The organism is Citrobacter werkmanii (assembly GCF_008693645.1).
Lineage (GTDB): Bacteria > Pseudomonadota > Gammaproteobacteria > Enterobacterales > Enterobacteriaceae > Citrobacter > Citrobacter werkmanii.
Genome location: NZ_CP044101.1, coordinates 2,379,945 through 2,401,593, shown reverse-complemented (window position 1 = coordinate 2,401,593; position 21,649 = coordinate 2,379,945). Strand labels below are relative to the sequence as shown.

The following is a 21,649-nucleotide window of genomic DNA, read 5'->3' as shown; positions in this document are numbered from 1 at the left end:
TCGACTATAGCGACAGGTAGTCGCACGCATATAATCTGGAGTTTATATGAAATTTCCAAGACCAAACCGTATCGATGGTCGAGTACCTGTATTATCCGCAGCAGAAGCCATTAATTATATTCCTGATGAAGCAACCCTCTGCGTATTAGGCGCAGGCGGTGGTATTCTTGAAGCAACCACATTAATTAATGCATTGGCAGAAAAATACAAAAATACGCAATCACCACGTAATTTATCATTAATTAGCCCAACGGGTTTAGGCGACCGCGCCGACCGCGGAATCAGCCCGCTGGCGCAGGAAGGTTTAGTCAAATGGGCGCTCTGCGGCCACTGGGGACAATCGCCACGAATCTCCGACCTTGCTGAGCAGAATAAAATCGCTGCCTATAACTATCCCCAGGGCGTATTAACCCAAGCCCTGCGAGCATCAGCAGCCCACCAGCCTGGCATTCTGAGTGATATCGGCATCGGTACGTTTGTCGATCCTCGCCAACAGGGCGGCAAACTGAATGAGGTGACGACCGAAGATCTGATCAAACTGGTGGAAATCGATAACAAAGAGTATCTCTATTACAAAGCCATTGCGCCAAACATCGCTTTTATTCGCGCCACGACCTGCGATAGCGAAGGCTACGCCACCTTTGAAGATGAAGTGATGTATCTCGATGCGCTGGTGATTGCTCAGGCCGTACACAACAACGGCGGCATCGTCATGATGCAGGTGCAAAAAATGGTGAAGAAAGCCACGTTGCATCCGAAAGCGGTGCGTATTCCGGGCTATCTGGTCGATATTGTGGTCATCGACCCCGACCAAACCCAACTGTACGGTGGCGCGCCGGTTAACCGTTTTATTTCCGGCGATTTTGTCCTCGATGACAGCCAGCAAACAACCCTGCCGCTTAACCAGCGTAAACTGGTGGCCAGACGCGCGCTGTTCGAAATGCGTAAAGGCGCGGTCGGCAACGTTGGCGTGGGCATCGCCGACGGGATTGGCCTTGTCGCACGCGAAGAAGGTTGTGCCGACGATTTTATTCTGACGGTCGAAACCGGCCCGATTGGCGGCATTACGTCTCAGGGCATCGCATTTGGTGCCAACGTCAACACCCGCGCCATTCTGGATATGACCTCCCAGTTTGACTTCTACCACGGCGGCGGGCTGGATGTGTGTTATTTAAGTTTTGCTGAAGTGGATCGGCACGGCAATGTCGGCGTACATAAATTCAATGGCAAAATCATGGGCACCGGCGGTTTTATCGATATTAGCGCCACCTCCAGGAAAATTATTTTTTGCGGCACGTTAACTGCCGGAAGTTTGAAAACGGAAGTTGCCGACGGCAAGTTAAATATCGTGCAGGAAGGTCGGGTGAAAAAATTCGTTAACGAATTACCTGAAGTCACGTTCAGTGGAAAAATTGCCCTTGAGCGTGGTCTCGATGTGCGTTACATCACCGAACGCGCTGTATTTACGTTAAAAGAAGATGGCCTCCATTTAGTTGAAATTGCGCCAGGGGTCTCTTTGCAGGAAGACATTCTCGACAAAATGGACTTCACTCCAATTATTTCCCCAGACCTGAAACTGATGGACGAAAGATTATTTATCGATGCCTCGATGGGCTTTGTATTACCCGACGCAGCCAATTAAAAGGAGTACCCTGATGGACTTTTCATTAACTGAAGAACAAGAACTGTTGCTTGCCAGCATTCGCGAACTGATTACCAGCAATTTCCCGGAAGAGTATTTCCGCACCTGCGATCAGACGGCGACTTATCCGAAGGAATTTATGCGAGCTCTTGCGGACAACGGTATTTCGATGCTGGGCGTTCCGGAAGAGTTTGGCGGCATCCCGGCTGATTACGTCACCCAGATGCTGGCGCTGATGGAAGTGTCAAAATGTGGCGCGCCCGCATTTTTGATCACCAATGGTCAGTGCATCCACAGCATGCGACGTTTTGGCTCCGCCGAGCAACTGCGTAAAACGGCAGAAAGCACCATGGAAACGGGCGATCCAGCGTATGCGCTGGCATTAACCGAGCCGGGAGCAGGCTCCGATAATAACAGCGCCACCACCAGCTATACCCGCAAAAACGGCAAGGTGTATCTCAACGGGCAAAAAACATTTATCACCGGCGCTAAAGAGTATCCGTACATGCTGGTACTGGCTCGCGACCCGGAGCCGAAAGATCCGAAGAAAGCCTTTACGCTATGGTGGGTGGATTCAAAGAAACCTGGCATTAAGGTTAACCCACTGCATAAAATCGGCTGGCACATGTTAAGCACCTGCGAAGTCTATCTTGATAACGTTGAAGTGGACGAAAGCGATATGGTCGGCGAAGAAGGCATGGGCTTCCTTAATGTAATGTACAACTTTGAAATGGAACGCCTGATCAACGCCGCGCGCAGCACGGGTTTTGCCGAATGCGCCTTCGAAGATGCCGCTCGTTACGCTAACCAACGCATCGCATTTGGTAAGCCAATTGGTCATAACCAGATGATCCAGGAAAAACTGGCTCTGATGGCAATAAAAATCGAAAACATGCGTAATATGGTGCTGAAGGTCGCCTGGCAGGCCGATCAGGAACAGTCGCTGCGCACCAGTGCGGCGCTGGCAAAACTGTATTGTGCACGTACGGCAATGGAAGTGATTGACGACGCAATTCAGATTATGGGCGGACTGGGTTACACCGATGAAGCACGCGTATCCCGATTCTGGCGCGATGTCCGCTGTGAGCGCATTGGCGGTGGTACCGATGAAATCATGATTTACGTCGCGGGTCGCCAAATCCTGAAAGATTATCAAAATAAGTAAGCGGTATAACTGACCGGATAGCGCGGATGCGCTATCCGGGACGGTGCGGGGGAATCAGACTTCAGGCATCAGGCATTCTTGCTCAGCAAGGTTATTTTTAAACTGCCTACGATAATCGCTGGGAGTACATCCCACATGCCGCTGAAAAAGTTTGGCAAAATGATCGACGTTTTCATACCCTACCCGCCACGAAATTTCCGCCAACGAGGCCTCGGTATTAGTCAGGGAAAATTTTGCCTCCGTCATTCGTCGCTGAATAACATAATTGATGGGTGAAATACGATACTCCTTGGTAAATTCATGGCAGATATAGCTCACGCTGGCGCGGAATTTTTTAGATAACTGTTCGAGAGTGATTTTTTCGCGGAAATTGTTATTTAAATAGACCAGTACATCTTTAATTAAGACATCTTTTTTAATATATCCTTGTTCAGAGCGGTAAGCATTTTTAAAGTTTTCGTAATATAACACGGTTAATGCATACGCGAATGCGTCATAAGCGGAAGAAGTCAGGTTGTTCTTGCTCTGCGGGAGCATCACCCCCAGTTCATTAAAAATACTCTTAATAACCTCTTTACCCTGACTGACGTTAATGACCGGACACGAGTGCGTCTGCAATAGCTGATTATCCTGCCAGCCTTTAAACCGGAAACCGTAGAGCGCGCAGGTGTAAGTGGTAGCCGGTGCGCTGGTATCAGATGCAACCGCATGTAATCGCCCTTGTTCAATCACCACAATGTCCCCGGCATGCGCGACATACAGCGAAGAGTCGATGATTAATCTTGCAACCCCCTTTTTAACATAGATAAGCTCCGTTTCATTATCATGAACATGATGGCCGGACTCCCAGTTAGGATCATCGCTAATGACGAATCGGGAAAGTCTCGGCGTTTTCCCCTGCTCAAAAAGGGTCTCCATGGCATTATCAAAGCAGCGTTGATACATGACAACCTCCACCTAAAGGCAGTAATTTTGCGAATAATTAATATCAGAAAGCGAAAACAATAATGATGTTATACAACGTTATTCCTTGCTGGCGAAACAAAATTATTTGCGTCGACTGCAAGATGATACCTCCGGCGCTATCTCGCTGTTCTCTACGATTATTTCCGTTTTATAAAACTGATAAGAGTAAATGTTATTAATTCAACATTAACAATTTACATATCAGAAACAAATTAAGCGTAGAAACGATAAAAAACAGGATGCATTTCGCAATTATCCTTCCCTGGTGTGTTTGCTATTTTTTTTCTTCAGTACACAACCCCGGGCTCTCGTTTATGAAACAAGCATTCCCGCCGCACTTTTTTTTGCAAGATTGTTGGGAATGAAAACAGATTGCCCCGTCGAAAACAGTCCCCTCTCTGCCGCACACTATTTTCAGTTAATTTTCCCTACTGTGGATGACTGGAGATGCCATGAAAATAATAACCTGCTTTAAGTTGGTGCCTGAAGAACAGGACATTGTTGTTACCCCACAGCGTTCGCTTAACTTTGACCGGGCCGACGCCAAAATCAGCCAGTTTGATCTGAATGCGATTGAGGCCGCGGCGCAACTGAGTACGGAGGGTGATGAAATCGTCGCTTTAACCGTGGGCGGCTCGCTACTGCAAAATTCCAAAGTGCGTAAAGACGTGCTGTCTCGTGGACCGGACAGTTTGTTCATGGTGCAGGATCCACAGCTGGAGCATTCATTGCCCCGCGACACCGCTCAGGCGCTGGTCTGCGCGGCCAAAAATATGAATTTCGACCTGATGCTGTTCGGAGAAGGATCGGGGGATATCTACGCCCAACAGGTTGGCTTACTGGTTGGCGAACTGTTGCAACTCCCGGTGATTAGCGCCGTCAGCAACATCCAACGTAATGGCGACCGCATTGTGGTTGAGCGTACGCTGGAAGATGAAGTCGAAGTGATTGACCTGCCGCTCCCCGCTGTACTCTGCGTAACCTCGGATATCAACACGCCGCGTATTCCCTCAATGAAAGCCATTCTCGGCGCGGGTAAAAAGCCCGTCACAACATGGCAAGCCAGCGATATTGGCTGGACGCCGGCGTCACCGTTAGCGGAACTGGTAAGCCTTACGGTACCGCCACAAACAGAACGTAAGCACATCATTCTGGAAAATGACTCGGCTGAAGCCATTGCCGAACTGGCGGAACACCTGAAAAAAGCCCTGAACTAAGCTCAACGGAGAGAAATTATCATGAGTAAATTAGCTAACGTATGGGTGTTCAGCGATAACGTAGAACGCTACGCAGAATTAATGGCCGGCGCGCGTCAGTGGGGTGAACACGTCCATCTTATTGTACAAGGCAGCGAACAAGCTAATCAGGTTAAACCTCTGGGTGCCGATGAGATAATCGTGCTCGAAGCCCCCTCCGGTTTACAGCGTGTTGAAAATTACGCCGAAACCATTGCAGCGCAGATGCAAGAACACGCCGGAATGCTGTTGATGCCCGCTACAAAGCGCGCGAAATCACTTGGGGCACGGTTAAGCATCCAACTCAATGCCGCGATGGTGAACGACGCAATATCGGTGACGCTTGAGGATGACACCGTGTTCGCAGAGCACCGCATGTATGGTGGTCTGGCATTCGGCAAAGAAAAAATCAAAAGCGCGCTGGCAATTATCACGCTAGCCCCAGGGGTGCTTGAACCTGTAGCGGAAAACGCATCGCACACCTGTCCTGTTGTCTCGGCAGCTTACATCGCACCGCTTCATGAAATTATGTGCCAGGAACGTCGCGCCAAATCCGTGAGCAGCGTGGACCTCAGTAAAGCCAAACGTGTGGTTGGCGTGGGGCGCGGCCTGGTTGCGCAACACGATCTGGAGATGGTGCGCCAGTTGGCATCGGTACTGGGCGCAGAAGTGGGCTGTTCACGCCCGATTGCCGAAGGCGAAAACTGGATGGAGCGCGAACGCTACATTGGCGTTTCTGGTGTGTTACTGAAATCAGACCTTTACCTCACGTTAGGCATCTCAGGACAAATTCAACACATGGTCGGCGGTAACGGCGCGAAAGTCATTGTCGCTATCAATAAAGACAAAAAAGCCCCTATTTTCAATTACGCCGATTACGGCCTGGTAGGCGATATCTACAAAGTTGTTCCGGCCCTTATCGAACATCTCAGCCGCTAACCCCCCCATTTAACGCACATCTCCCGCTGCTTCGCGGCGGGAAAGGAGCATAAAGCATGTCAGATGAAAAATTCGATGCCATTGTGGTCGGTGCTGGCGTGGCGGGTACAGTTGCAGGCTACGTTATGGCGCAGGCCGGACTGGACGTGCTGGTCATCGAACGCGGAAACAGTGCGGGCAGTAAAAATATGACCGGTGGGCGACTCTATGCGCATAGTCTGGAACGCATCATGCCGGGATTCGCGCAGGAAGCACCACTCGAACGTAAAGTGACCCGCGAAAAAATATCCTTCCTGACCGAAGAGAGCGCCGTAACGCTCGACTTTCATCGGGATAAAGACAACGCGCCAGCGCAGGATTCTTACACCGTGTTGCGCAACCGACTTGATCCCTGGCTGATGGAAAAAGCAGAACAGGCCGGCGCGCAGTTCATCCCCGGCGTCCGCGTTGATGCGCTGATCCGCGAAGGTAATAAGGTCACCGGCGTGCAAGCTGGTGACGATATCCTGGAAGCCAATATTGTCATCCTGGCCGATGGCGTCAACTCAATATTAGGACGGTCGCTGGGGATGGTCCCTCCCTCTTCTGCTCACCACTATGCCGTTGGCGTAAAGGAGTTGATCGGCTTACCTCCGGCTGTGATTGCGGATCGATTCAACCTCTCAGGCGATGAAGGCGCAGCCTGGCTGTTTGCCGGTTCACCGTCGGATGGACTGATGGGGGGAGGCTTTCTGTATACCAACCAGGACTCGGTCTCTCTGGGGCTGGTATGCGGGCTGGGGGATATTGCTCACGCAACGAAAAGTATTCCACAAATGCTGGAAGACTTTAAGCAACACCCGACTATTCGTCCACTGATTGCGGGAGGAGAACTGCTGGAGTATTCCGCACATATGGTACCGGAAGGCGGTCTGGCAATGGTACCCAAACTGGTTGATGACGGCGTAATGATCGTCGGCGATGCCGCGGGTTTCTGTCTGAATCTGGGTTACACGGTGCGTGGTATGGATTTAGCAATAGCCTCCGCAGAAGCCGCCGCCCAAACCGCCATTGCAGCCAAAGAACGCCAGGACTTCTCTGCCAGCAGCCTGATGGACTACAAACGCTCCCTCGAACAGGGCTGTGTGATGCGTGATTTACAGCATTTTCGCAAGATCCCGGCGCTGATGGAAAACCCGCGCCTGTTCACCCAATACCCTCGCATGGTCGCAGATATCATGAACGATATGTTCACCGTTGACGGACGCCCGAACCAACCGATTCGTAAGATGATGATGTCCCATGCGAAGAAAATTGGGTTGATGAACTTACTGAAAGACGGCATCAAGGGGGCAACTGCGCTATGAGTCAGGACAATACCGTTAACGTCGACGTCAAGCTGGGCGTCAATAAATTCAATGTCGATGAAGGTCACCCGCACATTATTCTGGCCGAACATCCCGATCTGAATGAATTTCGCAAACTGCTGAAGGCCTGTCCCGCCGGACTGTATAAGCAGGACGAGAGTGGGAATATTCATTTTGATTCTGCTGGCTGCCTGGAGTGTGGCACCTGTCGGGTGCTGTGCGGCGATACGATCCTCGAACAATGGGAGTATCCGGCAGGAACATTTGGCATTGATTTTCGCTACGGCTAATGGATTGAGCCGTTGTACCCCGGATCGGCCTCCACGGCCAATCCGGTCAGACGTATGCCGATATTATCCAGGGAATAACGAATGAGTATCACACTAACGTTTAACGCCGAACGTCGCGATGCCTGGCGACAACAAGGTTTATGGGGAGATGCTTCGCTTGGCGATTACTGGAACCAAACAGCCAGAGCCATGCCGGATAAAATTGCCGTGGTTGATAATCATGGCGCTTCATATACCTACGCCGCACTCGACGGTGCCGCCAGCAGTCTGGCGAGCTGGTTTTTAGCCTGCGGTATTCAACCCGGCGATCGCGTCGCTTTCCAGTTGCCTGGCTGGTGCGAATTTACCATTATTTATCTGGCCTGCCTGAAAACCGGAGCCGTTTCCGTCCCGTTACTACCCGCCTGGCGCGAAGCGGAGTTAGTATGGGTATTAAATAAATGTAAAGCGAAGATTTTTTTCGCACCTACCCTGTTTAAACAAACCCGGCCGGTCGATTTGATCCTCCCCTTACAAAACCAGTTACCGCATCTGCAACAGATTGTCGCCGTGGATAAACTGGCGCCGGCAACCACCTCGCAGGCACTCAGCCAACTGCTTTTAGCACCGCCGTTAAATCAAACGATTAACGTTCACGCGGATGAACTGGCAGCGGTACTGTTTACCTCCGGAACCGAGGGAATGCCGAAAGGCGTAATGTTAACCCACAACAATATCCTTGCCAGCGAACGCGCCTACTGCGCCCGTCTCAATCTCACCTGGCAAGATGTGTTTTTAATGCCCGCGCCGCTTGGACATGCTACCGGTTTTCTGCATGGCGTTACCGCACCGTTTTTAATCGGTGCACGCAGCGTGTTGTTGGATATTTTTACCCCAGACGCCTGTCTCGATCTGCTGGAGCAACAGCACTGCACCTGCGTACTCGGCGCAACGCCATTTGTCTATGACATGTTGTGTCGCATGGAAAAACGCGCCTGCGATCTCTCATCGCTACGCTTTTTTTTATGCGGAGGCACCACCATTCCGCAAAAGATTGCCCGTGACTGCCAACGACTCGGCATTAAATTGTTAAGCATTTATGGTTCAACGGAGAGCTCGCCGCATGCGCTGGTCAATCTCGATGATTCACCTTCCCGCATGATGACCACCGATGGCTATGCTGCCGCAGGGGTCGAAATTAAAGTCGTTGATGAAGCGCGCAATACCCTGCCTGCAGGAGTAGAAGGTGAAGAGGCCTCGCGTGGCCCCAATGTTTTTATGGGCTACCTCGATGAACCCGAACTGACCGCCCGCGCGCTGGATAAAGAGGGGTGGTATTACAGTGGCGACTTATGCCGGATGGACGACGCGGGATACATCAAAATCACCGGGCGTAAAAAAGATATTATTGTGCGCGGAGGGGAAAATATCAGCAGCCGCGAGGTAGAGGATATTTTATTGCAACATCCACGCATTCATGATGCCTGCGTTGTCGCGATGCCGGACGAACGGTTAGGTGAAAGGTCATGCGCTTATGTGGTACTAAAAGCCCCGCATCATTCGCTGTCGCTGGAATCTGTCGTCGCCTTTTTTAGCCGCAAACGTGTAGCAAAGTATAAATACCCGGAGCATATCGTGGTTGTCGAGAAGTTACCGCGCACAGCGTCCGGCAAGGTACAAAAATACCAGTTGCGTCAGGATATTATTAAACGTTTGAGCATGGAGAGTGTTGCAGGATAAAGTGCCGGATGGCGATGCTAACGCATCTTATCCGGCCTACGTTGAATAGGCCGGATAAGGCATAATGTTACTTGTTCAGTTCAGCCAGGCTCAGCCAGGTCTGTACGACGGTGTCCGGGTTCAGCGACAGACTGTCGATCCCCTCTTCCATCAGCCAGGCCGCGAAGTCTTCGTGGTCAGAAGGTCCCTGACCGCAAATACCCACGTATTTGCCCTGTTTCTTAGCAGCGCGAATCGCCATCGACAGCAGCGCTTTCACCGCGTCGTTACGCTCATCAAACAGTTCAGAAACCACACCCGAGTCACGGTCCAGGCCCAGCGCCAGCTGCGTCATGTCGTTTGAGCCGATGGAGAAGCCATCGAAGTACTCAAGGAACTGTTCTGCCAACAGGGCGTTAGACGGGATCTCGCACATCATGATGATCTTCAGGCCATTCTCGCCGCGTTTCAGCCCCTGGCGCGCCAGCTCTTCAACCACCGCTTTCGCCTGGGCAACGGTACGTACAAACGGTACCATCACTTCAACGTTAGTCAGACCCATATCGTTACGGACACGTTTCACCGCGTCACATTCCAGTGCGAAACAGTCGCGGAAGCTGTCTGAAACGTAACGGCCCGCCCCGCGGAAGCCCAGCATCGGGTTCTCTTCGTGCGGCTCATAACGCTCACCGCCGACCAGGTTAGCATATTCGTTGGACTTAAAGTCCGACATACGCACGATGACGCGTTTCGGATAAAACGCCGCACCCAGCGTCGCGATCCCTTCCGTCAGACGGCCAACGTAGAATTCACGCGGAGAGTCGAAACCTTTCATCATGCTGCGGATTTCATTTTGTAGCTCAGGCGTCTGGTCATCAAACTCCAGCAGCGCACGAGGGTGCACGCCGATCATGCGGTTGATAATGAATTCCAGACGCGCAAGGCCGACACCTTCGTTTGGCAGGCAGGCAAAGTCAAAAGCCCGGTCCGGGTTGCCGACGTTCATCATCACCTTCAACGGCAGATCCGGCATGGTCTCCACGCTGGAGCTCTTCACGCTGAAATCAAGCATCTCAGCGTAAACATAACCGGTGTCGCCTTCGGCACAGGAGACAGTGACTTTCTCACCATCCTTCATGCGCTCGGTGGCATCGCCGCAGCCAACCACGGCAGGGATCCCCAGTTCACGGGCAATGATCGCCGCGTGACAGGTACGGCCGCCACGGTTGGTCACAATCGCCGCCGCTTTCTTCATGATCGGTTCCCAGTCCGGGTCGGTCATATCAGTCACCAGTACGTCGCCGGGTTCAATACGGTTCATTTCGCTGATGTCGTGAATAACTTTGACCGGGCCGGCGCCAATGCGGTGACCGATGGCGCGACCTTCAGCAATAATTTTACCCTGGGCGTGCAGCGTATACCGCTCCATCACCTGCCCGCGAGAACGCACGGTTTCCGGACGAGCCTGAACAATGAACAGCTTACCGGTATGACCGTCTTTCGCCCATTCGATGTCCATCGGACGACCGTAGTGCTTCTCGATCTGTACCGCCTGCTTCGCCAGTTCCTGCACTTCTGCATTGGTCAGAGAGAAAATATCGCGTTGTTCCTGCGGCACATCCTCAATGGTCACCTGCTTACCGTGTTCCTGGGTTGGCGCGTAGACCATACGGATTTTTTTCGATCCCATGGTGCGACGAACGATCGCCGGACGGTTAGCCGCCAGAGTCGGTTTGTGCACGTAGAACTCATCCGGGTTAACGGCACCCTGCACCACCATCTCGCCCAGCCCCCATGCGGAAGTGATAAACACCACCTGGTCGAAACCGGATTCGGTATCGATGGAGAACATAACGCCTGAGGACGCAAGGTCAGAGCGCACCATTCGCTGGACGCCAGCAGAAAGCGCCACGCCGCGGTGGTCATAGCCCTGGTGAACACGATAAGAAATCGCGCGGTCGTTAAACAGCGAAGCAAATACGTGTTTGATAGCGACCAGGACAGCATCGAAGCCCTGGACGTTAAGGAAGGTTTCCTGCTGACCAGCAAATGACGCATCTGGCATATCTTCTGCGGTGGCGGAAGAACGCACGGCAAAAGATGCATGGGCATCGTCTGCTGACAGCTGCGCGTAGGCATCGCGGACGGCATTTTCCAGCTCCGGCTGGAAAGGAGTGTCGATAATCCACTGGCGGATTTGTGCCCCGGCTTTCGCAAGCTCGGTAACATCATCAATATCCGTTTTATCCAGCAGCTCATAAATGCGCTGGTTTACACCGCTTTGGTCCAGAAACTGGTTAAACGCATCGGCGGTTGTTGCAAAACCATTCGGTACGGAAACTCCCATACCGGAAAGGTTAGTAATCATTTCACCCAGGGAGGCATTTTTGCCCCCAACTCTGTCTACATCATTCATGCCGAGTTGGTTATACCAAAGCACCAGCGGTGACGAGCCATTGTTGGACATCGAACAATCCTTATATATGAACGAGGTTAGGAAACTCAATTTTGCGTATTTATCTTTGCATATTTACCGCGGCGAAAAAAACGGTGAATCGTTCAAGCAACTTTATTTTTTATTTTTTAAGATTGTTTCCGCATTTGCGCAAACCCGCGGGCGACACGGGATCACCACAAAAACTATCGGTATAAACATTTGTTCCGAAAAATGAAATGCACTTTTCATTAAATATAAAAATAGCGTTTCAGTTTATAAAAGTGATGGCGCAATATTCGCTTCTGGCGAATTTTAATTTATGCTTTCAGAGAATTATGTCTGCCCCAGGATGCGCAAAATGGATAATGCTGTTGATCGTCACGTTTTTTATATTTCTGATGGTACGGCCATCACCGCCGAGGTATTGGGCCACGCGGTAATGTCGCAATTTCCGGTCACTATCAACAGCATTACGCTGCCGTTTGTTGAAAACGAGAGCCGCGCGCGCGCGGTTAAAGACCAGATTGACGCCATTTACCAACAAACCGGCGTGCGTCCTCTGGTGTTTTACTCCATCGTCTTGCCGGAAATCCGCTCAATCATTCTGCAAAGCGAGGGGTTTTGTCAGGATATCGTACAGGCGCTGGTCGCTCCATTGCAGCAAGAGATGAAGCTCGACCCAACGCCGATTGCCCATCGTACCCACGGCCTGAATCCCGGCAACCTCAACAAGTACGATGCGCGTATTGCCGCTATTGATTACACCCTTGCCCATGACGATGGTATTTCGTTGCGCAACCTCGATCAGGCGCAGGTGATCCTGCTCGGTGTTTCCCGTTGTGGCAAAACCCCGACCAGTTTGTATCTGGCCATGCAGTTTGGTATCCGCGCGGCCAACTACCCCTTTATTGCCGATGATATGGATAATCTGGTGCTGCCCACATCCCTGAAGCCGCTGCAGCATAAACTGTTCGGCCTGACCATCGACCCCGAACGCCTGGCGGCGATCCGCGAAGAGCGACGAGAGAACAGCCGTTACGCCTCGCTACGCCAGTGTCGGATGGAAGTTGCCGAAGTGGAAGCGCTGTACCGGAAAAATCAGATCCCATGGTTAAACAGTACCAATTATTCGGTAGAAGAGATTGCTACCAAGATCCTCGACATTATGGGGCTGAATCGCCGCATGTACTAGAATGCTAGTGCATTGGTTCGATTTTTTGTTATTATGCTCGCCACCAGGCCGGATGAGTGTGATATTGTGATGCACATCACTTCCCGGTAGTCCTGCCGTTGAAGCAACAAATTTCTGAGACAAGTAATGAACAGAACCGATGAACTCCGTACTGCGCGTATTGACAACCTGGTCACTCCAGCAGAGCTTGCGCAGCGGCATCCTGTTTCGTCCGCCGTCGCCCGTCATGTTACGGACTCCCGACGCCGGATAGAAAAAATATTGAATGGCGAAGATCCCCGTTTGCTGGTGATCGTTGGCCCTTGCTCAATTCACGATCTCGATGCCGCCGTGGAATACGCGACGCGCCTGCAGGCCCTGCGCGAAAAGCACCAGACGCGTCTGGAAATCGTGATGCGTACCTATTTTGAAAAGCCACGCACCGTCGTGGGCTGGAAAGGCTTAATTTCCGACCCGGACCTGAACGGCAGCTACCGTGTGAACCACGGCATTGAGCTGGCGCGTAAACTGCTGCTGCAGGTCAACGAACTGGGCGTCCCCACGGCCACTGAATTTCTCGATATGGTGACCGGCCAGTTTATTGCTGATTTAATCAGTTGGGGCGCCATTGGCGCGCGCACCACCGAAAGCCAGATCCACCGCGAAATGGCGTCTGCTCTTTCCTGCCCGGTTGGGTTTAAGAACGGGACGGATGGTAATACCCGTATCGCCGTCGATGCGATTCGCGCCTCCCGCGCCAGCCATATGTTCCTCTCCCCGGATAAAACCGGCCAGATGACCATTTATCAGACCAGCGGTAATCCATACGGGCATATCATTATGCGCGGCGGTAAAAAGCCGAATTATTTTGCTGAAGATATTGCCGCCGCCTGCGATACCTTGCACGAATTTTCCCTGCCTGAGCATCTGGTCGTCGATTTCAGCCATGGTAATTGCCAGAAGCAGCATCGCCGTCAGTTGGAAGTGTGTGATGACGTATGCCAGCAAATTCGCAACGGTTCGACGGCGATTGCCGGGATCATGGCGGAAAGTTTTCTGCGTGAAGGCACGCAAAAAATCGTCAGCGGTCAGCCGCTGGTTTACGGTCAGTCGATTACCGACCCGTGCCTGAACTGGGAAGATACTGAACTACTGGTGGACAAACTCGCCTCGGCGGTTGATAGCCGTTTTTAACGCTGTACACCGGGTAACACCACGTTGCCCGGTGGTAATTCTTTGTTTTTCCCTTCATTGTTGTGCAAAAACTGTTCCCGTCACAATTATTTCACAAAAACGCTTGCCGCACATTTGCAGTTTGATGATAATGATTATCATTGTTACATTGATTGCTATTTTTAAACTCTATGTCACGTATGGATAACACAACAGCTACGCCTGCAAAAGAAAAAACACCGCCTGCCGTCGCCGCAACCGAGCGTCGCATTGACAGTAAAAGTTTGCTGGGCAAAGAAGGACGCGTGATTATAGAGCACGATGGCCAGCACTACCTGCTGCGCCAGACCCATGCTGGAAAACTCATTCTGACTAAATAAACGACACTTTTCGCCAGCCACCCAGGTGATACCCAGGCAGCCAGCGCTTTTCGATTTTCTAATGGAGAGTTGCTATGCCCCACCTGCACACCGCATCCTTGCGCCCGTCGCTCCTGGCGTTGGCGATTGTCAGTAATCTTCCCGTCGTTGCCTGGGCGGCAGTAGAGGATATGACCGTCACCGCCACCGGTAATCCCCGTAGCGCCTTTGAAGCGCCGATGATGGTCAGCGTTATCGACGCTACTGCACCTGAAAACCAGACAGCCAGCTCGGCAGCCGACCTGTTACGGAAGGTTCCGGGCCTGAGCCTTGACGGTACGGGGCGGACAAATGGTCAGGACGTCAATCTGCGCGGCTATGACCGTCGCGGTGTTCTGGTGCTGGTGGATGGCGTTCGCCAGGGAACCGATACCGGGCACCTGAACAGTACCTTCCTCGATCCGGCGCTAATCAAGCGGATTGAAGTGGTTCGCGGCCCTTCCGCACTGTTGTATGGCAGCGGCGCGCTGGGTGGCGTAATCGCCTATGACACTGCGGATGCTAAAGACTTACTGGAGGCGGGTCAGAATAGCGGTTATCGCGTGTTCGGTACCGCGGCTACCGGCGATCACAGCCTCGGTATGGGCGCCAGCGCATTTGGCCGCACCGATACCCTCGACGGGCTGCTGGCCTGGTCCAGTCGCGATCGCGGTAATTTGCGCCAGAGCGACGGCACTACCGCCCCGAACGATGAAGCGATTAACAATATGCTGGCGAAAGGCAGTTGGAAAATTGACAGCGCCCAGACGCTGGCCGGCTCGCTGCGTTATTACAACAATGATGCCCGGGAACCTAAAAACCCACAAACCAGCGCGGCGGATACCACCAGCAACCCGATGACCGATCGCTCAACCATCCAGCGCGATGCGCAACTGACCTACTCCCTCGCCCCGGCGGATAATGACTGGCTAAACGCGGATGCCCGCATCTACTGGTCCGAAGCGCGCATTAATGCACAAAACACAGACAGCACCGGCGAATTTCGCAAGCAGACCACCAAAGGCGGGAAAGTCGACAACCGTAGCCGCCTGTTTACCGATTCATTTGCTTCTCACTTACTGACCTACGGCGGTGAATACTATCGTCAGGAACAACAACCGGGCGGCGCAACCACCGGTTTCCCGGAGGCAAAAATCGATTTTAGCTCCGGCTGGCTACAGGATGAAATCACCCTGCGCGACCTGCCGGTTACGCTGCTGGGGGGTACCCGTTATGATTCTTATCGTGGCAGCAGCGACGGTTATGAAGATGTCGATGCCGACAAATGGTCGTCCCGCGCTGGACTCACCGTTGCGCCTGCCGACTGGCTGATGCTTTTCGGTTCATACGCTCAGGCCTTCCGTGCTCCAACCATGGGCGAGATGTATAACGACGCGAAGCACTTCTCGATTGGCCGTTTTTACACCAACTACTGGGTGCCAAACCCGAACCTGCGTCCGGAAACCAACGAAACACAGGAATACGGATTTGGCCTGCGCTTTGACGATCTGTTGATGGCGAGCGATGCGCTCGAATTTAAAGCCAGCTATTTCGACACCAAAGCCAAAGATTACATCTCTACCAGAGTCGATTTTGCCGCCGCGACGACCATGTCCTATAACGTACCCAACGCCAAAATCTGGGGCTGGGACGTGATGGCGAAATACACCGCCGATCTGTTCAGCCTCGATATGGCCTATAACCGCACGCGGGGTAAAGATACTGACACGGGCGAGTACATTTCCAGCATTAACCCGGACACCGTCACCAGCAAACTGAACGTGCCGGTTGCACACAGCGGTTTCTCCGTTGGCTGGATAGGTACATTTGCTGACCGCTCAACGCACATCAGCAGCAGCTACGCCAAACAACCCGGCTATGCGGTAAACGACTTCTACGTGAGCTATCAGGGGCAACAGGCGCTAAAAGGCATGACCACCACACTGGTCCTGGGCAACGCTTTCGACAAAGAGTACTGGTCGCCGCAGGGCATTCCGCAGGATGGCCGCAATGGCAAAATTTTCGTGAGTTATCAGTGGTAATCACTTTTCCCCGGTTCGCCGGGGCAGCAATCTGGAAGGAAGAGACAATGAATCACTACACACGCTGGCTGGAACTGAAAAAAGAAAACCCTGGCAAATACGCACGTGACATCGCGGCTATGATGCACATCAGCGAGGCAGAACTGACCTTCGCGCGCGTCGGTCATGACGCCTGGCGCTTACGTGGCGAAGTCCGCGAAATCCTCGGCGCGCTGGAAGCCGTAGGCGAAACCAAATGTATTTGCCGCAACGAATATGCGGTGCATGAGCAGGTCGGCGCATTTACCAACCAGCACCTGAGCGGGCATGCCGGGCTGGTACTCAATCCACGCGCCCTCGATCTGCGTCTGTTCCTGAATCAATGGGCAAGCGCCTTCCATATCAGAGAAACAACCGCTCACGGCGAGCGTCAGAGCATTCAGTTTTTCGACCATCAGGGTGATGCATTACTGAAGGTCTATGCCACACAAAATACCCTCGTTGAAGAATGGGCAGCGTTACTGAGCCGTTTCATCTTCACTGAAAACCCGCCACTGGCGCTGCAATCCGCTAAAAACCCTGCTCCTGCTACCGTCACCGTTGATGCACAGACCGTGGATCAAGAGTGGCGAGCCATGACCGATGTCCACCAGTTCTTCGGTCTGCTGAAACGCCACGATCTCACTCGCCAACAGGCGTTTAATCTGGTAGGCGATGACCTGGCCTGTAAAGTAACCAATGGCGCACTGGCGCAGTTACTCAATACCGCGCTTCAGGATGGCAATGAAATTATGGTGTTTGTGGGTAATCGCGGCTGCGTACAAATTTTTACCGGCGTGATAGAAAAACTGGTACCGATGAAAGGCTGGCTGAATATATTCAATCCAGCATTTACATTACATCTGCTGGAAGAAAGCGTGGCTGAAACGTGGGTAACGCGCAAACCAACCGCCGATGGACACGTTACCAGTCTGGAACTGTTTGCGGCCGATGGCACACAGATTGCCCAACTGTATGGTCAACGTACGGAAGGCGAACCGGAGCAAACGCAATGGCGCTCGCAAATTGACGCACTGACGCCGAAAGGGCTGGCCGCATGAACAAACTGCTGCTCCTGATTGCGTTGCTGCCCGTTACTGCGCTGGCGGTCCCCGAGGAAAGAGTCGTTACTCTGGGGGGCGACGTCACCGAAATTGTGTACGCGCTGGGGGCGCAGTCAACGCTTGTGGCGCGAGACAGTACCAGCCAGTGGCCTGAAGCCGCAAACGCCCTGGCTGACGTCGGCTATTTACGCCAGCTTAACGCCGAAGGGATCCTTGCCACCCGTCCGACGCTGGTCCTTGCCAGTGCGCAGGCGCAGCCTTCTCTGGCGCTAAAACAGGTCGAGCAGAGCAACGTCAGGGTTGTTACGATCCCGGCAAACAACGACCTTAACGCGATTGATGGAAAAATTCGCGTCATTGCCGAGGCGACTCACCGGGAGGCCGACGGCGAAACGTTGCGTGCAACCTTACGTCAGGAGCTGGCGGCGCTCCCGTCATCTGAACTTAACAAACGCGTCCTGTTTATTCTTAATCATGGTGGGATGACCGCCATGGCCGCAGGCCAGCAAACCGGAGCCGATGCCGCTATTCGCGCCGCCGGTTTGCGCAACGCGATGCAGGGGGTTAACCGTTATCAACCTCTTTCACAAGAAGGTGTGATTGCCAGCCAGCCGGACCTGGTGGTGATTTCACGGGAAGGTGTTAAGGCCATGGGTGGCGAGGCGAGCCTGTGGGCGCTGCCGGGGCTGGCGCAAACACCTGCGGGACGGAATAAACAGGTATTGCAGGTTGATGATATGGCACTGCTTGGCTTCAGTATCCGCACGCCGCAGGCCATTTTGCAACTACGCGCGAAAGCAGAGCAATTGCCCTGATGTCCCGACGAATCACTTGTTCTTTGTGGGTTATGGCGCTAATGCTGGTCGTAATGACAATTTTGGCTACCGGTTTTGGCGCGTTGCGCCTGCCGTTAAGTCTGCTCTGGCGTGATGACAATGAAACTCTGCGTCAAATCTGGCTCACTATTCGCCTGCCCCGTGTTCTGCTGGCGCTGGTGATTGGCGGTTCTCTGGCGCTATCCGGTTGTGTGATGCAGGGACTGTTTCGCAACCCACTTGCCGACCCGGGATTACTCGGAATTAGCAGCGGTGCGGCCTGCGCCGTCGCCCTGTGGGTGGTACTGCCTGTCTCTTTGCCCGCCCTACTGATGCTGTATGCGCCAATGTTGGCTGCATTTGTCGGTGCACTGGCGGCAACCGTGGTGATTTTTATCCTCAGCCAACAGCGCGACGGTTCACTCTCGCGGCTGCTGCTGGTCGGTATTGCGATCAACGCGCTCTGCGGGGCGGCTGTTGGCGTTCTGTCGTGGGTCAGTAATGATGCGCAACTGCGCCAGCTGTCGCTGTGGGGGATGGGAAGTCTGGGCGCTGCGCAATGGTCCACGCTGCTGGCAGTTACCTCGCTGGCTATCCCGACGGTGCTGATCGTCTGGCGTCTGGCTTCAGCCCTGAACCTGCTGCAACTGGGCGAGGAAGAGGCGCATTATCTTGGCGTGAATGTGCGTACAATCCAGCGTATTTTGCTGCTTTGCAGCGCCTTGCTGGTAGCCGCAGCGGTGGCAGTAAGCGGCGTAATTGGCTTTATCGGGCTGGTTATCCCGCATTTAATACGTATGTGGCTCGGCGCAGACCATCGGGCCGTTATCCCCGGATCCGTGCTGGCGGGCGCGTTTTTATTACTGATTGCCGACACGCTGGCCCGCACTTCAGTTGCGCCAGCGGAAATGCCGGTCGGTCTGTTAACCAGTCTGCTCGGCGCCCCATGGTTTTTATGGCTTATTTTTCGTCAGCGAGGATCGCATGGCTGAACATTTCGTTGCTGAAGGACTTCACTATCGCGTGGCTGGCAGGTCGGTGATTGCTGATGTATCGCTTGCCCTCGCAAAAGGTGAACTGGTGGCGCTCATCGGCCCAAACGGTGCGGGGAAATCTACCCTGCTGCGCCTGTTGACCGGTTTTCTCAAACCGATTGCCGGGCGCTGCATGCTGGCGGGCAAAGCGCTGGATGAGTGGCATATGCAGACGCTGTCGCGCCATCGGGCGGTGATGCGTCAGCAAACGCAACTGGGATTTGACTGGCCGGTAGAGGCCGTTATCGCGATGGGCCGTGCGCCCTGGACCCAGCGTTCGGAACCTCGCCTTATCGCGCAGGTGATGGAGATGACCGGATGCGCGCCGTTGGCAGGTCGGCAATACGCCACGCTTTCCGGCGGCGAGCAACAGCGCGTGCAGTTAGCCCGCGCCCTGGCGCAACTCTGGTGCGACGGAGCGCCTCGCGGCTGGTTATTTCTTGATGAACCCACCTCGGCGCTGGATCTTTACCACCAGCAACATCTGCTGCGGTTACTGAAAACGCTTGTCGCTTCAGGAGAGCTGCATGTGTGTATTGTGCTTCACGATTTGAATCTGGCAGCTTTATGGGCTGACAGAATAGTGTTACTGCATAATGGCAGGCTGGCGTCGCAAGGGACGCCGGAGACCGTGTTACGGGCCGATGATCTGATGCGCTGGTACGGTGCTGAGGTTCACGTTGGCCATCATCCGGCCAACGTGTCCCCCCAGGTGTTTCTGGCGCCTTAGCTTGAACAGCTCACTTCCAGCCGTTTGCCCCACTCAGGCGGCCGGCTGACATAGTCATCATCGCGATCGACAAACGGGGTACGCAACGCCTGGTGCAGCCGATGTAGCTCGGCGTAATCTCCCTGCTCCGCCTGACCAATCGCCCGTTGCGCCAGCCAGTTGCGTAAAACCATCGCCGGGTTTGCCGCCTTCATCTGCGTTTGTCTGACATCGTCAGCAACGCTGTCCTGTTCCAGGCGCGAGCGATACCGTGTGAACCAGTCGTCAAACGCCGCACGATCCACAAACTCATCGCGTAGCGGAGATAGCGCACTGTGTTGTTCCGTCAGACTGAGCATGCGAAACGTTCGCGTATAGTCGCTTCTTTCTCGCGCCATCAGGCTAAACAGTTCACTCAGCAGCTCGTTATCGTTTTTCTGCTCGCTAAAGAAGCCGAGCTTTTGCCGCATCCGTTGACCGTAACGCGTTAACAGCGCCAGTTGGTAATTGTCCAGCGCATCATTGAGCGCCTCGACCGGGATAAATGGCGACAGGGTTTGTGCCAGACGTTGCAGGTTCCACAGCGCGGCTGCAGGTTGATTATCGAAACTGTATCGTCCCTGATGATCGGAGTGGTTACAGATAAAATCCGGCACGTAGTCATCAAGAAAACCATACGGACCGTAATCCATCGTCAGCCCCAGAATAGACATGTTGTCCGTATTCATAACGCCATGCGCAAACCCTACCGCCTGCCAGTCGGCGATTAAGCTTGCGGTACGCGTGACAATATCGCTAAACCACAGCTGATATTTATCGGCTTCTTCCTGCCAATGCGGCCAGTAATGACGAATCGCGAAGTCTGCAAGTTGACGGACTTTCTCCGGCTCGCGACGATAGTAAAAGTGTTCAAAATGGCCAAAGCGCATATGGCTTTGCGCCACGCGAATGAGCATCGCCCCATGCTCTACCGTTTCGCGATATACCGGCGTGTCGCTGGTGACAATCGACAATGCCCGCGTGGTGGGTATTCCCAGATAGTGCATCGCCTCGCTGGCCAGGCTTTCGCGAATGGTTGAACGCAGCACGGCGCGCCCATCCCCCATGCGGGAATAAGGCGTCAGTCCGGCACCCTTCAGGTGCCAGTCAAGCGTCGAGCCATCAGCAAGCTGTTGTTCGCCCAGCAGGATCCCGCGTCCGTCACCAAGCTGACCGGCCCAAACGCCGAACTGATGTCCGCTATAAACTTGCGCTAAAGGCGACATCCCGGGAAGCAAGGATTCGCCTCCCCAAACGCCTGAACCCTCTGGAATAGTAAACAGCGCCGCAGGAATAGCCAATTGCTCAGCCAGAGCATCGTTATGCCAGATAAGATGCGCGTTTTTCAGGGGCGTAGGCGACAGTGCTGTATAGGTTGCTGGTAATTCATCACGCCAGCGGGTGGTAAAAGACAGGGTCATAGGGCCTCCTGTCTCTAGTGTAGACTGTTAATAGCCTGTTAAACACC

At 53.4% G+C, this 21,649-nt stretch carries 18 protein-coding genes; 15 read left to right on the top strand and 3 right to left on the bottom strand.

Annotated elements, in window-relative coordinates:
• Positions 1-46: 46 nt before the first annotated feature.
• Positions 47-1,642 (top strand): acyl CoA:acetate/3-ketoacid CoA transferase, encoded by a 1,596-nt coding sequence (locus FOB24_RS12190; protein WP_150344976.1) that lies wholly within the window; start codon positions 47-49, stop codon positions 1,640-1,642.
• Positions 1,643-1,655: 13 nt separating this feature from the next.
• Complete coding sequence (locus tag FOB24_RS12185) at positions 1,656-2,807, top strand: acyl-CoA dehydrogenase (protein ID WP_038640230.1); 1,152 nt, start codon at positions 1,656-1,658, stop codon at positions 2,805-2,807.
• A 54-nt stretch (positions 2,808-2,861) separates the two neighbouring features.
• Here FOB24_RS12185 and FOB24_RS12180 read toward each other — a convergent pair whose 3' ends face one another.
• Positions 2,862-3,752, bottom strand: a complete 891-nt coding sequence (locus FOB24_RS12180) for an AraC family transcriptional regulator (protein ID WP_038640228.1) — start codon at positions 3,750-3,752, stop codon at positions 2,862-2,864.
• A gap of 473 nt (positions 3,753-4,225) precedes the next feature.
• Here FOB24_RS12180 and FOB24_RS12175 point away from each other — a divergent pair, with 473 nt between their 5' ends.
• The 5 genes from FOB24_RS12175 (at position 4,226) to fadK (ending at position 9,302) form a co-directional block, all read left to right on the top strand.
• Positions 4,226-4,990 carry an electron transfer flavoprotein gene (locus FOB24_RS12175; protein WP_085049448.1) on the top strand — a complete coding sequence of 255 codons (765 nt, stop codon included), beginning with the start codon at positions 4,226-4,228 and terminating at the stop codon, positions 4,988-4,990.
• A gap of 21 nt (positions 4,991-5,011) precedes the next feature.
• The gene (locus FOB24_RS12170) at positions 5,012-5,947 is read left to right on the top strand and encodes an electron transfer flavoprotein subunit alpha (protein WP_150344975.1); all 936 of its coding nucleotides are present in this window, start codon (positions 5,012-5,014) and stop codon (positions 5,945-5,947) included.
• 56 nt (positions 5,948-6,003) lie between these two features.
• Entirely contained in the window at positions 6,004-7,293 is a 1,290-nt protein-coding gene (locus tag FOB24_RS12165) for an FAD-dependent oxidoreductase (RefSeq protein WP_150344974.1), read from the top strand.
• On the top strand, positions 7,290-7,583 hold the full coding sequence (locus tag FOB24_RS12160) for a ferredoxin (RefSeq protein ID WP_038640220.1): 294 nt from the start codon (positions 7,290-7,292) through the stop codon (positions 7,581-7,583). Before FOB24_RS12165 ends, FOB24_RS12160 begins: the two co-directional genes overlap by 4 nt.
• 81 nt (positions 7,584-7,664) lie before the next feature.
• Positions 7,665-9,302, top strand: a complete 1,638-nt coding sequence (gene fadK / locus FOB24_RS12155; protein WP_038640218.1) for a medium-chain fatty-acid--CoA ligase — start codon at positions 7,665-7,667, stop codon at positions 9,300-9,302.
• 67 nt (positions 9,303-9,369) lie between these two features.
• Here fadK and ppsA read toward each other — a convergent pair whose 3' ends face one another.
• Positions 9,370-11,748 (bottom strand): phosphoenolpyruvate synthase, encoded by a 2,379-nt coding sequence (gene ppsA / locus FOB24_RS12150; RefSeq protein ID WP_150344973.1) that lies wholly within the window; start codon positions 11,746-11,748, stop codon positions 9,370-9,372.
• A 328-nt stretch (positions 11,749-12,076) separates the two neighbouring features.
• Here ppsA and ppsR point away from each other — a divergent pair, with 328 nt between their 5' ends.
• The 8 genes from ppsR (at position 12,077) to FOB24_RS12110 (ending at position 20,163) form a co-directional block, all read left to right on the top strand.
• Complete coding sequence (gene ppsR, locus FOB24_RS12145) at positions 12,077-12,910, top strand: posphoenolpyruvate synthetase regulatory kinase/phosphorylase PpsR (RefSeq protein WP_038640212.1); 834 nt, start codon at positions 12,077-12,079, stop codon at positions 12,908-12,910.
• A gap of 126 nt (positions 12,911-13,036) precedes the next feature.
• Positions 13,037-14,083: a 3-deoxy-7-phosphoheptulonate synthase AroH gene (gene aroH, locus FOB24_RS12140; protein WP_038640209.1), complete on the top strand. Its 1,047-nt coding sequence runs from the start codon at positions 13,037-13,039 to the stop codon at positions 14,081-14,083.
• Between the two features lie 170 nt (positions 14,084-14,253).
• A complete protein-coding gene (hemP, locus tag FOB24_RS12135; protein ID WP_038640207.1) occupies positions 14,254-14,442 on the top strand; it encodes a hemin uptake protein HemP in 189 nt (62 codons plus the stop codon).
• 74 nt (positions 14,443-14,516) lie between these two features.
• Positions 14,517-16,502, top strand: coding sequence for a TonB-dependent hemoglobin/transferrin/lactoferrin family receptor (locus tag FOB24_RS12130; RefSeq protein ID WP_150344972.1), 1,986 nt, complete (start codon positions 14,517-14,519; stop codon positions 16,500-16,502).
• A 47-nt stretch (positions 16,503-16,549) separates the two neighbouring features.
• The gene (locus tag FOB24_RS12125) at positions 16,550-17,581 is read left to right on the top strand and encodes a hemin-degrading factor (RefSeq protein WP_150344971.1); all 1,032 of its coding nucleotides are present in this window, start codon (positions 16,550-16,552) and stop codon (positions 17,579-17,581) included.
• Positions 17,578-18,399 (top strand): heme/hemin ABC transporter substrate-binding protein, encoded by an 822-nt coding sequence (locus FOB24_RS12120; RefSeq protein WP_038640201.1) that lies wholly within the window; start codon positions 17,578-17,580, stop codon positions 18,397-18,399. Before FOB24_RS12125 ends, FOB24_RS12120 begins: the two co-directional genes overlap by 4 nt.
• The gene (locus FOB24_RS12115; RefSeq protein WP_150344970.1) at positions 18,399-19,391 is read left to right on the top strand and encodes a FecCD family ABC transporter permease; all 993 of its coding nucleotides are present in this window, start codon (positions 18,399-18,401) and stop codon (positions 19,389-19,391) included. The genes FOB24_RS12120 and FOB24_RS12115 overlap by 1 nt, the downstream gene beginning before the upstream one ends.
• Positions 19,384-20,163, top strand: coding sequence for a heme ABC transporter ATP-binding protein (locus FOB24_RS12110; RefSeq protein ID WP_137350530.1), 780 nt, complete (start codon positions 19,384-19,386; stop codon positions 20,161-20,163). Before FOB24_RS12115 ends, FOB24_RS12110 begins: the two co-directional genes overlap by 8 nt.
• Here the strand turns inward: FOB24_RS12110 and selO are convergent.
• The gene (gene selO, locus FOB24_RS12105) at positions 20,160-21,602 is read right to left on the bottom strand and encodes a protein adenylyltransferase SelO (RefSeq protein ID WP_150344969.1); all 1,443 of its coding nucleotides are present in this window, start codon (positions 21,600-21,602) and stop codon (positions 20,160-20,162) included. The two genes, FOB24_RS12110 and selO, sit on opposite strands and share 4 nt — an antisense overlap.
• Positions 21,603-21,649: the final 47 nt, after the last annotated feature.

What these genes read in the sequence shown, in the direction of transcription:
- FOB24_RS12185 (WP_038640230.1), top strand. Translation starts at nt 1,656, where the DNA reads ATGGACTTTTCATTAACTGAAGAACAAGAACTGTTGCTTGCCAGCATT.
- ppsA (WP_150344973.1), bottom strand. Translation starts at nt 11,748, where the DNA reads ATGTCCAACAATGGCTCGTCACCGCTGGTGCTTTGGTATAACCAACTC.
- FOB24_RS12175 (WP_085049448.1), top strand. Translation starts at nt 4,226, where the DNA reads ATGAAAATAATAACCTGCTTTAAGTTGGTGCCTGAAGAACAGGACATT.
- FOB24_RS12160 (WP_038640220.1), top strand. Translation starts at nt 7,290, where the DNA reads ATGAGTCAGGACAATACCGTTAACGTCGACGTCAAGCTGGGCGTCAAT.
- aroH (WP_038640209.1), top strand. Translation starts at nt 13,037, where the DNA reads ATGAACAGAACCGATGAACTCCGTACTGCGCGTATTGACAACCTGGTC.
- FOB24_RS12110 (WP_137350530.1), top strand. Translation starts at nt 19,384, where the DNA reads ATGGCTGAACATTTCGTTGCTGAAGGACTTCACTATCGCGTGGCTGGC.
- selO (WP_150344969.1), bottom strand. Translation starts at nt 21,602, where the DNA reads ATGACCCTGTCTTTTACCACCCGCTGGCGTGATGAATTACCAGCAACC.
- FOB24_RS12190 (WP_150344976.1), top strand. Translation starts at nt 47, where the DNA reads ATGAAATTTCCAAGACCAAACCGTATCGATGGTCGAGTACCTGTATTA.
- FOB24_RS12130 (WP_150344972.1), top strand. Translation starts at nt 14,517, where the DNA reads ATGCCCCACCTGCACACCGCATCCTTGCGCCCGTCGCTCCTGGCGTTG.
- ppsR (WP_038640212.1), top strand. Translation starts at nt 12,077, where the DNA reads ATGGATAATGCTGTTGATCGTCACGTTTTTTATATTTCTGATGGTACG.
- FOB24_RS12170 (WP_150344975.1), top strand. Translation starts at nt 5,012, where the DNA reads ATGAGTAAATTAGCTAACGTATGGGTGTTCAGCGATAACGTAGAACGC.
- FOB24_RS12180 (WP_038640228.1), bottom strand. Translation starts at nt 3,752, where the DNA reads ATGTATCAACGCTGCTTTGATAATGCCATGGAGACCCTTTTTGAGCAG.
- hemP (WP_038640207.1), top strand. Translation starts at nt 14,254, where the DNA reads ATGTCACGTATGGATAACACAACAGCTACGCCTGCAAAAGAAAAAACA.
- fadK (WP_038640218.1), top strand. Translation starts at nt 7,665, where the DNA reads ATGAGTATCACACTAACGTTTAACGCCGAACGTCGCGATGCCTGGCGA.
- FOB24_RS12120 (WP_038640201.1), top strand. Translation starts at nt 17,578, where the DNA reads ATGAACAAACTGCTGCTCCTGATTGCGTTGCTGCCCGTTACTGCGCTG.
- FOB24_RS12165 (WP_150344974.1), top strand. Translation starts at nt 6,004, where the DNA reads ATGTCAGATGAAAAATTCGATGCCATTGTGGTCGGTGCTGGCGTGGCG.
- FOB24_RS12125 (WP_150344971.1), top strand. Translation starts at nt 16,550, where the DNA reads ATGAATCACTACACACGCTGGCTGGAACTGAAAAAAGAAAACCCTGGC.
- FOB24_RS12115 (WP_150344970.1), top strand. Translation starts at nt 18,399, where the DNA reads ATGTCCCGACGAATCACTTGTTCTTTGTGGGTTATGGCGCTAATGCTG.